Raw genomic sequence first — 12,514 nt, 5'->3', positions numbered from 1 at the left:
GCAGCGGGTCGGGGTGCCGGATCCCGGCCCGCTGCGTCGTGCGCGCATGAGGAAAGTCTCATCGCCGGCGGCGCATACCGCGCGATCGGTCTGTCACCATGGATGAGGGGAAACGATTCCGCGCACAGGGAGGGCAGGCGAGAATTGCACGTACGCACGGGGCTCGTGATCGGCGGCATGACCGCTGTCGCGGCGAGCGTCGCGGTCGTGACCGCCGTCGCCCTCGCGAACACCGCGGCCCTGGCCGACTCGCCGGGCACGAGCATCGCGTCCAAGCGCGTCGTCGTCCCCGCGGCGGGAGCCCCGTCGGCGGCGCCCCAGCCTGCGCAGGCCACGACACCCGACGCCCTGACCCCCTCGGCCGAGCCGGAAGTGGTCCAGGCGCCCGAACCCGTCGAGGTCGTGCCGCCCCCGTCGATCAGCCCGCGCACACCGGCGACCGCAGCGCCCGAGAATGCGCCCGCCGCTCCGGCACCTCCCGCAGCGACCGGCGACATCGACTCGGCCATCGCCGCCGCGAAGGCCGCAGGCACCTGGGACGCGCTGCGCACCTGGGCGGACTCGCACGGCTGGCCCAGCGGCCGGCTCGATGCGCTGATCGCACGGCTGGAGCGCGAGATCACCGACCAGAACCCCCTGGACGAGGGGAACAAGTCGGGCGGCGCCAACAGTTCGAGTGAATCGAACGACTCCACCGCTCAGCGGCAGGGCGTCGTCCAGGCTCCCGCACCGGGGCATAAGGTCCCCGCACAGCAGCGGCCCCAGAAGCAGCAGAAGGAGTCCGGTCAGCAGTGGACCGGTCAGAAGCCTCCCGCGCACGCGGGATCGAACGTCGGAAACGGCAACGGCGCCGGCAACGACGGGAAGAAGGACCAGTCGCGCAATTCCCCAGACAGGCGCGACTGACAACGGCCGGATCCCCCAGTCCGGCCTTTCACAGCCCCCGGCGTCCCCCAGCGCCGGGGGCTTCTTCCTGCCTGCGGCGCGTGTGCACCCCGGATCATGGCTGACCCGGTGGCGGCTCACTCCCAGCGGTAGCCCGCGCCGCGGACCGTGACGATGTGGTCGGCGCCGAGCTTGCCGCGCAGGTACCGCACGTACACATCGACCACGTTCGAACCGGGGTCGAAGTCGAGACCCCACACCCGGCTCAGCAGCTGCTCCCGGCTGAGCACGCGGCCGGGGTTGCGCAGGAACTGTTCCGCGAGGGAGAACTCGCGCGCCGACAGATCGACTTCGCGGCCGTCGACGGTCGCGCGGCGGGCGAGGATGTCGAGCACCACGTCGCCGTGCGAGATCGCGACGCCGGGCTGCGGCACGCTCTCACGCAGGCGCGAGCGCACGCGTGCCAGCAGCTCCTCGAACGTGAACGGCTTCGGTACGTAGTCGTTGGCGCCCGCGTCCAGCCCGGTGACCGTGTCCCGCGTACTGGAACGCGCGGTGAGCATGATCACCGGCACCGCGGAACCTCGGGCCCGCAGCTCGCGCAGCACCTCGAAGCCGTCCATCGTGGGCAGGCCGACATCGAGGAGCACGAGATCGGCATCCCCGCGCAGCGCCGATTCGAGTCCTTCCGGGCCGTCCTCGAAGACGAGCGTCTCGTAGCCGGCGGCCTCGAGGCCGCGACTCACGAACGCGGCGATCCGAGGTTCGTCCTCGACGATGAGGATCCTGGTCATCCGGCGGCCTCCCGTTGCAGCACGTCTCCGGCACGAACCGGTGCCGGCAGTTCGGCCTCTGTGGGAGGCAGGTGGATCGTGAATGTCGCGCCGCCGCCCGGCGTATCGGTGACGACGCAGTGCCCGCCGTGGCCCTTCGCGATCGCATCGACGATGGCGAGGCCGAGACCGGACCCGCCCACCGAGCGCTTCACGTGCGCGCGGTCGAAGCGGCGGAAGATCCTGGCCCGCGCTCCGGGTGGGATGCCGGGCCCGTGATCGCGCACCCAGAGGCGTGAGCCGTCATCGGAGTGGGCACTGCCGATCTCGATGGGGCTGCCTTCGGGCGTGTATTTGGCGGCGTTGTCGGCGAGCTGCAGCCATGCCTGCAGCAGGCGGTCCTGGTCGCCGACCGTGACGCCCTCGGCACGGGCCTCGATCGTCCAGTGGTGCCCGGGGATGACGGCGACGAGCTCGCCCACCCGCTCGGTGAGCGAGGCGAGGTCGACCGTTCCGAGGCTGTAGGAGTCGGCCTCGGCGGTGGCCAGCAGGTCGATGTCCTCGACGAGCCGCGTGAGCCGGTCGAGCTCCGCGATGCCGATGTCCCGGGCGGACGCCACGTCCGCCGCATCCTGCGGATTCATGAGCTCGAGGTGACCCCGCACGATCGTGATCGGCGTCTTCAGCTCGTGGCGCACGTCGTCGAGAAGCTGTCGCTGCACATCGACGGAATCCTCCAGGCGATCGAGCATCGAGTTGACCGTGCGCGACAGGTCGGCGATGTCGTCATTGCCCTGGGGCTCGAGTCGATGCGAGAGGTCGGTGATCGAGATGGCGTCGGCCGTCTCGCGGAGGCGGCGGATCGGCGACAGCAGCCGGCCGGTGACGAACCACCCCACGATCCCGATCGCGAACAGCACGGCGACCGCTGCGATGACGTACGTCGTCATGGCGAAGGTCACCGGCTGCAGCTCCGCGCTCAGATCGACCGCGCGGACGTACAGGCCCTGTCGCGGATCGCCGGCCATGCTCACCGGGATCGCGATGTAGCGGAGCGAACCCTGGTCGGTGACGGCGGTGCCCCGCTTCGTGTCGCCTTTCGCAGTCTCCCGGACGACCCGATCGATGAGCTGCTTGTTCTCAGCGATGCTGAAGCCCGACAACGTCTGCGGCGCCCATCGCGGAACTCCGTCGATCAGAGCGAGCGACGCCTCGTTGCGAGCAGGGACCAAGCGTGCCACCACCGCGTTCAGGTAATCGTCGACGTTCTGGAAGTCGTTCTTGTCGAGATCCTCCACCGCCGCGGAGGTACCGTCGGTCGGGTCGACCGCTTCACCGGTCGCGACGTCCTCGAGGACCTTCACCTGGTCCTTGAGACGTTCGTTCACGTCGCCGAGTGCCTGTTCGCGCTGCACCAGGAACGTGACGCTGCCCACGATCGCCAGACCCACGCACGCGACCGCCAGGATCGCGGCGAGGATCCTGACGCGCGCGGGAACCGGGCGGGGCGTTCGGGCCATGACCTGATTATCCCGCCGACGCACGGCTGGCGGCATGGGGTGGGCGGATCAGCCCGGGTGCGTCATCGAGAGAAGGTCGAGCTTCTCGTCGAGCTGCTCGAGCGTGAGCTCGCCGCGCTCGACGTAGCCGAGGTCGATCACGGCCTCGCGCACCGTGATGCCCTTCGCGACGGAGTGCTTGGCGATCTTGGCGGCGGCCTCGTAGCCGATGAGCTTGTTGAGCGGCGTGACGATCGACGGCGACATGCCGGCGTACGCCGCGGCGCGCTCGATGTTCGCCTCCAGACCGTCGATGGTCTTGTCGGCGAGCACCCGTGAGGTGTTCGCGAGCAGCTCGATCGACTCGAGCACCGCGCTGCCCATGATCGGGATGGCGACGTTGAGCTCGAAGGCACCGGAGGCGCCCGCCCATGCGACGGTCGCATCGTTGCCGATGACGCGGGCGCACACCATGAGCGTGGCCTCGGGGATCACCGGGTTGACCTTGCCCGGCATGATCGACGATCCGGGCTGCAGGTCGGGGATGTGCAGCTCGCCGAGGCCCGTGTTCGGGCCGGAGCCCATCCAGCGGAGGTCGTTGTTGATCTTGGTCAGCGACACCGCGATGGTGCGAAGGGCGCCGGATGCCTCGACCAGGCCGTCGCGGTTGGCCTGGGCCTCGAAGTGGTCCTTGGCCTCGGTGATCGGCAGCTCGGTGTCGGCGACGATGAGCTCGATCACGCGCTGTGGGAAGCCGAGCGGAGTGTTGATGCCGGTGCCGACCGCGGTCCCGCCGAGGGGGACCTCGGCGACGCGCGGGAGTACGGCCTGCACGCGCTCGATGCCGAGGCGGATCTGGCGGGCGTAGCCGCCGAACTCCTGCCCGAGGGTCACGGGAGTCGCGTCCATGAGGTGGGTGCGGCCGGACTTGACGACGGTCTTCCAGAGGTCGGCCTTCGCCTCGAGGGCGACGGCCAGGTGGTCGAGCGCGGGGATCAGGTCGTCGATGAGCTCCTGCGTCACGGCGATGTGCACCGAGGTCGGGAACACGTCGTTGGACGACTGCGAGGCGTTGACATGGTCGTTCGGGTGCACGGTCGCGCCGAGCGCCTGGGTGGCGAGGGTCGCGAGCACCTCGTTCATGTTCATGTTCGACGACGTGCCGCTGCCGGTCTGGTAGACGTCGATCGGGAACTGGTCGGCGAACTCGCCGGCGATGATGCGGTCGGCGGCGCCGGCGATGGCGTCGGCGATGACGCCGTCGAGCGTGCCGAGTTCCTTGTTCGCGAGCGCCGCGGCCTTCTTGATGCGCGCGAGCGCGACGATCTGGGCGGGCTCGAGCCGGTCGCCGGAGATCGGGAAGTTCTCGACGGCGCGCTGCGTCTGCGCAGCGTAGAGCGCGTTCTTGGGAACGCGCACCTCGCCCATGGTGTCGTGCTCGATGCGGTACTCGATGTCGGTCACGTCGTTGTTCCTCACGTGTCGGTACAGGGGTGTCTTGGCAGAGCTTTTTTGTGTTCAGGCGGTGTCGGTGATCCCGACGATGACGTCGGGCACCGCGGTGCCTTCGCCGAGGCGGTAGTTGGCGCCGACGATCGCGAGGCGCCCTTCGGCGACGGCGGAGCTGATCAGCTCGGAGGAGTGCAGCAGCTCGCCGACGGTGTCGCGGAGATGCTCGCGACCCACCTCTTCGGCGTCGATCACGTCGGGGTACACGCCGTCCACGGCGGACGCCCGCTGGACGCGGCGCACCGCGGGCACGATCGGCGAGATCAGCCGCCAGATGTGCGGGGGCAGCGGATCGGCGTCGGGGCTGGTGCTGTCGATCGCCGCGCGGACTGCGCCGCAGGCGTCGTGGCCCAGCACCACGATGAGGGGCACTTCGAGCACCGCGACGGCGTACTCGAGGCTGCCCACGACGGATTCGGAGACGACCTGGCCCGCGTTGCGGACGACGAAGAGGTCGCCGAGGCCCTTGTCGAAGATGATCTCCGCCGCCAGACGCGAGTCCGCGCAGCCGAAGAGGGCGGCGCGGGGTCGCTGCCCTCCCGCGAGTTCATGCCGGGTGTCGGCGTCCTGCCGAGGGTGGCGGGGTTCGCCGGCGACGAAGCGCGCGTTGCCGCGCTGCATCTCCCGCCAGGCCTTCGCGGGGGTGGGCTGATCGGTCACTCGGCCTCCTGGCGCAGTGCGGTGATCTGGTCTGTGACGGAGCGTGCCGTCTCTTCGAGGGCGGTCTCGCCGGCGGCGCCGTAGATGAGCACCGTGTCGGTGCCGGCGTCGGTGGCGAGCGCGACCGAGATGTTCCCGGTGCGGTCGGGGTCGAGTTCGTAGCGCTCCCAGGTGATGCCGTCGATCGTGACGGTGTCCTGCGGGGCGGAGCCCGAGAGCACGCGGGCCGGCCACGCCTCGTCGGCATCGAATCCCTGCGCGACGCGCAGGAAGCCGCGCTCGTCCTCCTCGGCGGGGGCGTAGACGACGGTGAACGCGCGGACCCCGCCGTTGCCCTCGATGCCGGCGCGGTTCACGATCCACGCATCGGACATCTCCGCAGTGATGACCGTGCGCCCCTCGGAGGCGGCGACGCCCGCTGCGACCGAGGCGACGTCGATCGCTTCGCGCGGCGGCGGGGTGCCGCGGGGCACGGCGGCGATGATTACGATCACGACCGCCAGCGTCGCGAGCAGCGCCGCGATGAGATTGCGCACGTTCTGGCTCGAGCGGTAGATCCGCGACGACTCGGCCTTGCGGTCGGCGGTCTCCTCGGGCGTCTCGGGGCGACCGAGTTCGGCGACGATCCGTGGTCCGCGTGCCATCAGTGCACCTCGCCCTGCGCGCGATCGGCGGAGGCGCGTGCGGCCTCGAGCCGGCGCTTGGCCCCCAGCAGCCATTCCTCGCAACGAGCGGCGAGCGCCTCGCCGCGCTCCCAGAGAGCGAGGGAGTGCTCGAGGGTCGGGGCGCCCTGCTCGAGTTCGGCGACGACGCGGACGAGTTCATCGCGCGCCTGCTCGAACGAGAGGGTCGCGACGTCCGTGAGGGCGCCGCTCGTCTCAGTCATAGTCACAGTCTATTCGGCTGCGGGGTCCGCCCCGCGCGCCGCTCGTTCGGACGCAGGACCGGCCCGCGCCCCGCCCGATTCGGCTAGACGACGTCGCCCGCCCGGCCCTCGTCCTCCGCGATCTCGCCCTCGGAGCGTGCCGCGAACGAGCCGCGTCCGACGGTGACGACGATGGGGGTGGAGGGCGGAGCCTGCGTCGCGTCGCGCACGATGACACCGTCGGCGAGGTGCGCGATCGCGTAGCCGCGGGCCAGCGTCGATGCGGGGGAGAGGGCGCGCAGCGTCGCGCGGAGCTCGGCCGTGCGCTGCTCCTGGATGCGCAGCGACCGGTCGATGCGATCGCGCCCGCGCGCGGCGAGGAGCTCGACCTCGTGCGAGCGGGTGGTCAGCAGTGTCTCGGGGTCGCGCAGCACCGGGCGGGAACGCAGCTGCTCGAGCTGGGCGATGTCGTGCGAGATGCGCTGCGTGAGCCGTGTGTTCATACGGGCGCGCAGCTGCCCGACGAGCGCGCGCTGCTCAGCGACATCCGGCACGACGCGTTTGGCGGCGTCGGTCGGGGTCGACGCGCGCAGGTCGGCGACGTCGTCGAGGAGCGGATGGTCGTTCTCGTGGCCGATGGCGCTGACGACGGGAGTGGATGCCGCCGCCACCGCCCGGATCAGGCGTTCGTCGCTGAAGCCGAGCAGGGTCTGCGGGTCGCCGCCGCCGCGGGCGATGATGATGACGTCGACGTCGGGTGCGGCATCCAGCGCCTTCAGAGCCGCGATCGTCTCAGGAACGCACCGGTCGCCCTGCACGGCGGCGTATTTCGTCTGGAACCTCACCTGCGGCCAGCGCAGCTCGGCGTTGCGATGGACGTCCTTCTCGGCATCCGAGTTCTCGCCGGTGATGAGGCCGATGAGGTGGGGCAGGAAGGGGAGAGGCTTCTTGCGGGACGGGTCGAAGAGACCTTCGGACCGCAGCTGCACGCGCAGGCGCTCCAGCTTCTCCAGCTGGTCGCCGAGTCCCACGTGACGCATCGCCGAGACGCCGAAGCTGAAGTCGCCGTTCTTCACGAAGTAGTCGGCTTTTACGCACGCGATCACGTGGTCGCCGACCTTCAGGTCTCCGGGCAGCCGGTCTCGCGTGGACGACCAGATGCGGAACGAGACGGTGGCGTCGGTCACCAGATCCTTCAGGCGGCCGAAGACGTTGCCGCCGCGCTGGTTCCACCCCGTGATCTCGCCCTCGACCCAGACCGAGCCCCATGTCTGGACGAAACCGCGGATCGTGTCGTTGAGCCGGGCGACGGAGGTCGGCGCCTGCGCCGTGGAGTCACGCGGCGCGACCGAGTCCGGGGGCGGCGGCTCGCCGGGGACGGTGGCGGGCTGGAAACTCGTCATGCGGTCCTTTCGTGCCCGGGAAGGGCTTGCTCTCGCCGGTCGGCCGGCGGGCGCCGCGGGCTCCCGGTCGGAGGCCGCGCTCAGGAGCCCGCCCGTAGAATCGAGGGGTGAGCATCAGCACCGCGGGACAGACCCGAGCGAGTCAGGCCCCTGTGAGCATGCCCGTCCCGCGGATCCCGCGGCGGCGCGAACCGCTCAAGGATATCGCCGGGGCCGGACACAAGCGGGTGCTCCTGGCATCCCCGCGCGGCTACTGCGCGGGGGTGGACCGCGCCGTGATCGCCGTCGAGAAGGCGCTCGAGCGCTACGGCGCACCGGTGTACGTGCGCAAGCAGATCGTGCACAACATCCACGTCGTCACCGAGCTCGAGAAACAGGGCGCCATCTTCGTCGAAGAGGTGGATGAGGTCCCCTCGGGCGCCCACGTCGTGTTCAGCGCGCACGGGGTGTCGCCCGCGGTCGTGAACGCGGCATCCGATCGCGGTCTCCGCGCCATCGACGCCACGTGCCCGCTCGTCACGAAGGTGCATCGCGAGGCCGTGCGCTTCGCGCGGGACGACTTCGAGATCCTCCTGATCGGCCACGTCGGCCACGAGGAGGTCGAAGGCACCGCGGGTGAGGCTCCCGACCATGTGACCATCGTGAACTCGCCCGAGGAGGCCGACACCATCGAGGTTCGCGATCCCTCGAAGGTCGTGTGGCTGTCGCAGACGACGCTCTCGGTCGACGAGACGATGGAGACCGTGCGCCGTCTGCGGGTGCGCTTCCCTGAGCTGCAGGATCCGCCGTCGGACGACATCTGCTACGCCACCCAGAACCGCCAGGTCGCGATCAAGAAGGTCGCGAAGGATGCCGATCTCGTGATCGTCGTCGGGTCGGCCAACTCGTCGAACAGTGTCCGACTCGTCGAGGTCGCGCTGGAGCACGGCGCGAAGGCCGCCTACCGCGTCGACTACGCCGACGAGGTCGAGCAGGCGTGGCTCGAGGGGGTCGAGACCGTCGGCGTCACCAGCGGCGCGTCGGTGCCCGAAGTGCTCGTGCAGCAGGTGCTCGACGACCTCGCTGCGGCCGGCTACCGCGACGTCGAAGAGGTGCGCACCGCCGAGGAGGATCTGCAGTTCTCCCTTCCGAAGGAGCTGCGAACGGATGCCGCCGGCAAGCGCGACGACCGCGCGCTGGGTGGACGGACCCGCTCGTGAGCGACGCCGTCGACGCCCAGCCCGATCCGCGCTCGCGTCCCCGTCCCCAGTTCGGCGAGTACGCGACGCCGGAGGAGCAGCGGGCACGCATCCAGGAGCCGGCTCCGTGGCAGCTGGAGCCGATCGCGCCGATCATGACGGATGCCCCGGCAGACGGCATCCCACCCGCTCCTGCCGTCGCCGAGAAGCGTCCGCACCCCGTCGACCGCATCGTGACGTTCGCGCTGCTCGCCTACGGCCTCGTCAACGTGATCACCTCGGTGCCGGCGTTCCTCGACTACGGCTCGTACGCCGAGACGATGCTCGGGCTGATGGGCGCCGACGTGCAGCTCTCGGATCCCGCCGCCGGAGAACCCTGGGCGATCGCCGCAGTGCTCGTCCTCGTGGCCGGCTGGTGCGTCACGGCGGCCCTCTCGGTCTGGAACATCCGCCGCGCCCGCCTGACATGGTGGATCCCGCTGGTGGGCGGCATCGTCTTCTCGCTGATCGCGGGCGCGCTGATGGTCGCGCCGCTGACGAACGACCCCGCGGTCTGGCAGGCGCTCCTCGACAGCGCGCGGCTCTGACCTTCCGCGGCGCGCGGATCGCGCGCCGCGATGTCCCGCAACGGCGGGTCCATACTCACAGGTGACGACACGGGCGTGCTGCGGATTCACGTGAACCCGCAGGTGGTGTGTCTCGTGTCTCCTGCGGGAGGTGATGGATGCCGCACGACGACGTGGAGCGTCGAGACAGTGCCGCCGGACGCGATGCCGCGCGCCTGGCCGCTCTGTACGACGCACACGCGGCGCCGGTCTGGCGCTATGTCGTGCATCTCACCGGCGATCGCGCCGGTGCCGACGATATCGTGCAGGAAACGCTGCTGCGGGCGTGGCGAACGCCCAAGATCCTCGAGCAGGATCCTTCGACCACGCGCTCGTGGATGTTCACCGTCGCGCGCCACCTCGTGATCGACGAGGCGCGCAGCGCGCGGCGTCGGCGGGAGATCGACGTCGCCGAAGTCCCCGAGCGCACCGCGCCGGACGCCACCGACGCGCTGTTCGAGGCGATCCTCGTGGAGGAGGCGCTGGCCACGCTCACGACGGACCACCGCGCCGTCGTCGTGCGCGCCTACTACCGCGGCCTCTCCGTGGCCGAGATGGCCGACGAACTCGACATCCCGGAGGGCACCGTCAAGTCGCGTCTCCACTACGGGCTGCGCGCCCTCCGGCTCACCCTGCAGGAGAAGGGGGTGACGCGATGACCACCACGGATCACGGCCGCTTCGCCGATTGGGACGCCGCATACGTCGTGCGCGCTCTCAGCCTCGACGACCGCCGTCGATTCGAGGCCCACCTCGACAGCTGTCCCGTCTGCCGCGAGGCGATCGCGGACCTGGCGCCGACGATGGGGCTCTTGGCGAGGGTCGCACCCGAACGCGCCGAGACGCTGCTCGAGCCGTCGGACCATGACGGCCCTGATCCCGCTGCACGCGAGCGCATGGTCGTCCGCGGCACGCGCGACGGCCGTCGGCGCCGCATGATCGCCTGGGGCAGCGGCCTCGCGGCAGCGGCCGCCGTCGCCGTGGTGATCGCCTTCGCGGTGACGACGGCGGTCGCTCCGGCGAGCGTGCCCGAAGAGGTCGTCGCGCTCCAGGCCGTGACGGACGTGCCGCTGACCGCGAAAGTGGAACTGACCGACGTGGCATGGGGTACCCGCATCGCGATGACGTGCCACTACCCTCCCAGTCGCGATCCCTACACGGCCGATCAGGAGTGGCCGTACGTGCTCGTCGTCACCTCGACCGACGGCACCACGAGCGAGCTGTCTTCCTGGCGAGCCGGGCCGGGGACGACGGCCCACCTCGACGCCGGCACGGCGCTGGACCGCGCCGACATCGCGTCGATCGAGGTGCGGGCCGTCTCGGACGGCCGTGTGCTGCTGCGAGGCGAACCCGCGCCGCCGGGGGAGTGAGCGTGGCGGGCATGGACGCTCGCTAGGATGAGCGGATGCCTCGCCTGGTCGCCGTCTGCGCCGTCCGACGATTGCGTCCCGATGCCGGCTCGGTCGGCGTCACCGCGATCGACAAAGGCCCTGTGGACGGACCCGTGCGCGTCGGGCCGTACGGTGTGTACGCCGACGTGCAGGCCGACCGCAAGCACCACGGGGGCTTCGACAAGGCCCTCTACGCGTACGCCGACGAGGATGCCGCGTTCTGGGAGTCGGAGCTCGGCCGGGAGCTTCCGCCCGGCTGGTTCGGCGAGAACCTGCGGGTCGAGGGAATCGACGTCAACGCGGCGCTCATCGGCGAGCGGTGGCGCATCGGCGACCGCGTGGAGGTCGAGGTCACGATGCCCCGCACTCCGTGCCAGACGTTCGCGCGCTGGGTCGGCGGCGACGACGCGCGCGGGTGGGTCAAGCGCTTCTCGAACGAACGCCGCCTCGGACCCTATCTGCGCGTCGTCCGGGGCGGGCGCGTGCAGGCGGGCGACGAGATCGTGGTGGTCCACCGGCCCGACGGTGCTCCCGGGCTGCTCGACCGCTACGCCGACCCCGAATAATCCTCACGCCTCCGTGCGCGTCGCTTCGCGCCGCGTACGGAGCCTCGGGCGCGGGAGCCCACCCTCGGGGTCCTGGAATGCGCGAATGCCCCGGCACCTGCCCCGCGAGGCCGCTGCCGAGGCATCCGTCGAATCTGCTGTCTACGCGCCGAGGCTCTTGCCGGCCGAGCCGAGCTGCTTCGTGGCCTCGACGACGCGGGCGGCCATCGCCGACTCGGCGATCTTGCCCCAGGCGCGCGGGTCGTAGGCCTTCTTGTTGCCCACCTCGCCATCGACCTTCAGGACGCCGTCGTAGTTCGAGAACATGAAGCCGGCGACCGAGCGCGTGAACGCGTACTGCGTGTCGGTGTCGACGTTCATCTTCACCACGCCGTTGGCGACCGCGAGCGCGATCTCCTCGTCCGTCGAGCCGCTGCCGCCGTGGAAGACGAGATCGAGGGGCTTCGGGCCGGTGCCGAACTTCGCCGCGATGCCCTCCTGGATCTCACCGAGGAGCTCGGGACGGAGCTTGACGTTGCCCGGCTTGTACACGCCGTGCACGTTGCCGAAGGTGAGGGCTGAGATGTAGCGGCCGTTCTCGCCGAGGCCGAGTGCCTCGACGGCCTTCGTCACGTCGGCGACCGTCGTGTAGAGCGCCTCGTTGGAGCCCTCGTGCTGGACACCGTCCTCTTCGCCGCCCACGACGCCGATCTCGACCTCGAGGATGGCGTTGATGTTCTTGAGGCGGGGGAGCAGGTCCTTCGCGATCTCGATGTTCTCGTCGAGCGGGACCGCTGAGCCGTCCCACATGTGCGACTGGAAGATCGGGTTGCGGCCGGCCTTCACCTCTTCCTCCGACGCCTCGATGAGGGGGAGCACGAAGTCCGCGAGCGCCGGCTTCGGGCAGTGGTCGGTGTGGAGGGCGACCGTGATGGGGTAGCTCTTGGCGACCTCGGTGGCGAACTTCGCGAACGCGAGCGCACCGGCGGCGCGGTTCTTCACGGTGTGGCCGGCGAAGTAGTCCGCGCCGCCCGTCGTGACCTGGATGATGCCGTCCGAGCCGGCCTCGGTCAGTCCCTGGAGGACCGCGTTGATCGACTGCGAACTGGCGACGTTGATGGCGGGATACGCGAAGCCACCGGCCTTCGCGCGGTCCAGCATGTCGGCGTACTGCTCCGGGGTGGCGACGGGCATGAGTGCTC

The 12,514-nt window shown here is 70.5% G+C and carries 14 protein-coding genes; 6 read left to right on the top strand and 8 right to left on the bottom strand.

Going from position 1 to position 12,514, the window contains the following annotated elements; translation table 11 throughout:
* The first annotated feature begins 144 nt into the window (after nt 1-144).
* Entirely contained in the window at nt 145-906 is a 762-nt protein-coding gene (locus J2Y46_RS18165; RefSeq protein WP_310244242.1) for a hypothetical protein, read from the top strand.
* Nucleotides 907-1,022: 116 nt separating this feature from the next.
* On the opposite strand, the gene J2Y46_RS18160 is transcribed toward J2Y46_RS18165, so the two are convergent.
* From J2Y46_RS18160 to xseA, 7 genes are all read right to left on the bottom strand, one after another.
* A complete protein-coding gene (locus J2Y46_RS18160) occupies nt 1,023-1,679 on the bottom strand; it encodes a response regulator transcription factor (protein WP_045296744.1) in 657 nt (218 codons plus the stop codon).
* Nucleotides 1,676-3,178, bottom strand: coding sequence for a HAMP domain-containing sensor histidine kinase (locus tag J2Y46_RS18155; protein ID WP_045296745.1), 1,503 nt, complete (start codon nt 3,176-3,178; stop codon nt 1,676-1,678). The genes J2Y46_RS18160 and J2Y46_RS18155 overlap by 4 nt, the downstream gene beginning before the upstream one ends.
* 48 nt (nt 3,179-3,226) lie before the next feature.
* The gene (locus J2Y46_RS18150; protein ID WP_045296747.1) at nt 3,227-4,621 is read right to left on the bottom strand and encodes a class II fumarate hydratase; all 1,395 of its coding nucleotides are present in this window, start codon (nt 4,619-4,621) and stop codon (nt 3,227-3,229) included.
* A 54-nt stretch (nt 4,622-4,675) separates the two neighbouring features.
* Entirely contained in the window at nt 4,676-5,287 is a 612-nt protein-coding gene (locus tag J2Y46_RS18145; RefSeq protein WP_310244704.1) for a carbonic anhydrase, read from the bottom strand.
* Nucleotides 5,288-5,322: 35 nt separating this feature from the next.
* A complete protein-coding gene (locus J2Y46_RS18140; RefSeq protein WP_045296749.1) occupies nt 5,323-5,970 on the bottom strand; it encodes a DUF4245 family protein in 648 nt (215 codons plus the stop codon).
* Nucleotides 5,970-6,212 (bottom strand): exodeoxyribonuclease VII small subunit, encoded by a 243-nt coding sequence (locus J2Y46_RS18135; protein ID WP_045296751.1) that lies wholly within the window; start codon nt 6,210-6,212, stop codon nt 5,970-5,972. The genes J2Y46_RS18140 and J2Y46_RS18135 overlap by 1 nt, the downstream gene beginning before the upstream one ends.
* Before the next feature lie 83 nt (nt 6,213-6,295).
* Nucleotides 6,296-7,594, bottom strand: coding sequence for an exodeoxyribonuclease VII large subunit (gene xseA, locus J2Y46_RS18130; RefSeq protein WP_045296753.1), 1,299 nt, complete (start codon nt 7,592-7,594; stop codon nt 6,296-6,298).
* A 158-nt stretch (nt 7,595-7,752) separates the two neighbouring features.
* Here xseA and J2Y46_RS18125 point away from each other — a divergent pair, with 158 nt between their 5' ends.
* The 5 genes from J2Y46_RS18125 (at nt 7,753) to J2Y46_RS18105 (ending at nt 11,333) form a co-directional block, all read left to right on the top strand.
* Entirely contained in the window at nt 7,753-8,793 is a 1,041-nt protein-coding gene (locus J2Y46_RS18125) for a 4-hydroxy-3-methylbut-2-enyl diphosphate reductase (protein ID WP_045296810.1), read from the top strand.
* Nucleotides 8,790-9,359: a DUF6264 family protein gene (locus J2Y46_RS18120; protein ID WP_045296755.1), complete on the top strand. Its 570-nt coding sequence runs from the start codon at nt 8,790-8,792 to the stop codon at nt 9,357-9,359. Before J2Y46_RS18125 ends, J2Y46_RS18120 begins: the two co-directional genes overlap by 4 nt.
* Before the next feature lie 137 nt (nt 9,360-9,496).
* Entirely contained in the window at nt 9,497-10,036 is a 540-nt protein-coding gene (locus J2Y46_RS18115; RefSeq protein ID WP_045296756.1) for a sigma-70 family RNA polymerase sigma factor, read from the top strand.
* Nucleotides 10,033-10,746, top strand: a complete 714-nt coding sequence (locus tag J2Y46_RS18110; RefSeq protein WP_045296758.1) for a zf-HC2 domain-containing protein — start codon at nt 10,033-10,035, stop codon at nt 10,744-10,746. Before J2Y46_RS18115 ends, J2Y46_RS18110 begins: the two co-directional genes overlap by 4 nt.
* A gap of 35 nt (nt 10,747-10,781) precedes the next feature.
* Nucleotides 10,782-11,333: an MOSC domain-containing protein gene (locus J2Y46_RS18105; protein WP_045296760.1), complete on the top strand. Its 552-nt coding sequence runs from the start codon at nt 10,782-10,784 to the stop codon at nt 11,331-11,333.
* Nucleotides 11,334-11,474: 141 nt separating this feature from the next.
* Here J2Y46_RS18105 and fbaA read toward each other — a convergent pair whose 3' ends face one another.
* Nucleotides 11,475-12,506 (bottom strand): class II fructose-bisphosphate aldolase, encoded by a 1,032-nt coding sequence (gene fbaA / locus J2Y46_RS18100; protein ID WP_045296761.1) that lies wholly within the window; start codon nt 12,504-12,506, stop codon nt 11,475-11,477.
* Nucleotides 12,507-12,514 lie beyond the last annotated feature (8 nt).

The organism is Microbacterium sp. BE35 (assembly GCF_031457705.1).
Lineage (GTDB): Bacteria > Actinomycetota > Actinomycetes > Actinomycetales > Microbacteriaceae > Microbacterium > Microbacterium trichothecenolyticum.
The sequence above is the reverse complement of the archived record's forward strand: the minus strand, read 5'-3'. Positions and strand labels throughout refer to the sequence as shown.

What these genes read in the sequence shown, in the direction of transcription:
- xseA (WP_045296753.1), bottom strand. Translation starts at nt 7,594, where the DNA reads ATGACGAGTTTCCAGCCCGCCACCGTCCCCGGCGAGCCGCCGCCCCCG.
- J2Y46_RS18115 (WP_045296756.1), top strand. Translation starts at nt 9,497, where the DNA reads ATGCCGCACGACGACGTGGAGCGTCGAGACAGTGCCGCCGGACGCGAT.
- J2Y46_RS18140 (WP_045296749.1), bottom strand. Translation starts at nt 5,970, where the DNA reads ATGGCACGCGGACCACGGATCGTCGCCGAACTCGGTCGCCCCGAGACG.
- J2Y46_RS18160 (WP_045296744.1), bottom strand. Translation starts at nt 1,679, where the DNA reads ATGACCAGGATCCTCATCGTCGAGGACGAACCTCGGATCGCCGCGTTC.
- fbaA (WP_045296761.1), bottom strand. Translation starts at nt 12,506, where the DNA reads ATGCCCGTCGCCACCCCGGAGCAGTACGCCGACATGCTGGACCGCGCG.
- J2Y46_RS18125 (WP_045296810.1), top strand. Translation starts at nt 7,753, where the DNA reads ATGCCCGTCCCGCGGATCCCGCGGCGGCGCGAACCGCTCAAGGATATC.
- J2Y46_RS18110 (WP_045296758.1), top strand. Translation starts at nt 10,033, where the DNA reads ATGACCACCACGGATCACGGCCGCTTCGCCGATTGGGACGCCGCATAC.
- J2Y46_RS18135 (WP_045296751.1), bottom strand. Translation starts at nt 6,212, where the DNA reads ATGACTGAGACGAGCGGCGCCCTCACGGACGTCGCGACCCTCTCGTTC.
- J2Y46_RS18155 (WP_045296745.1), bottom strand. Translation starts at nt 3,178, where the DNA reads ATGGCCCGAACGCCCCGCCCGGTTCCCGCGCGCGTCAGGATCCTCGCC.
- J2Y46_RS18105 (WP_045296760.1), top strand. Translation starts at nt 10,782, where the DNA reads ATGCCTCGCCTGGTCGCCGTCTGCGCCGTCCGACGATTGCGTCCCGAT.
- J2Y46_RS18145 (WP_310244704.1), bottom strand. Translation starts at nt 5,287, where the DNA reads ATGCAGCGCGGCAACGCGCGCTTCGTCGCCGGCGAACCCCGCCACCCT.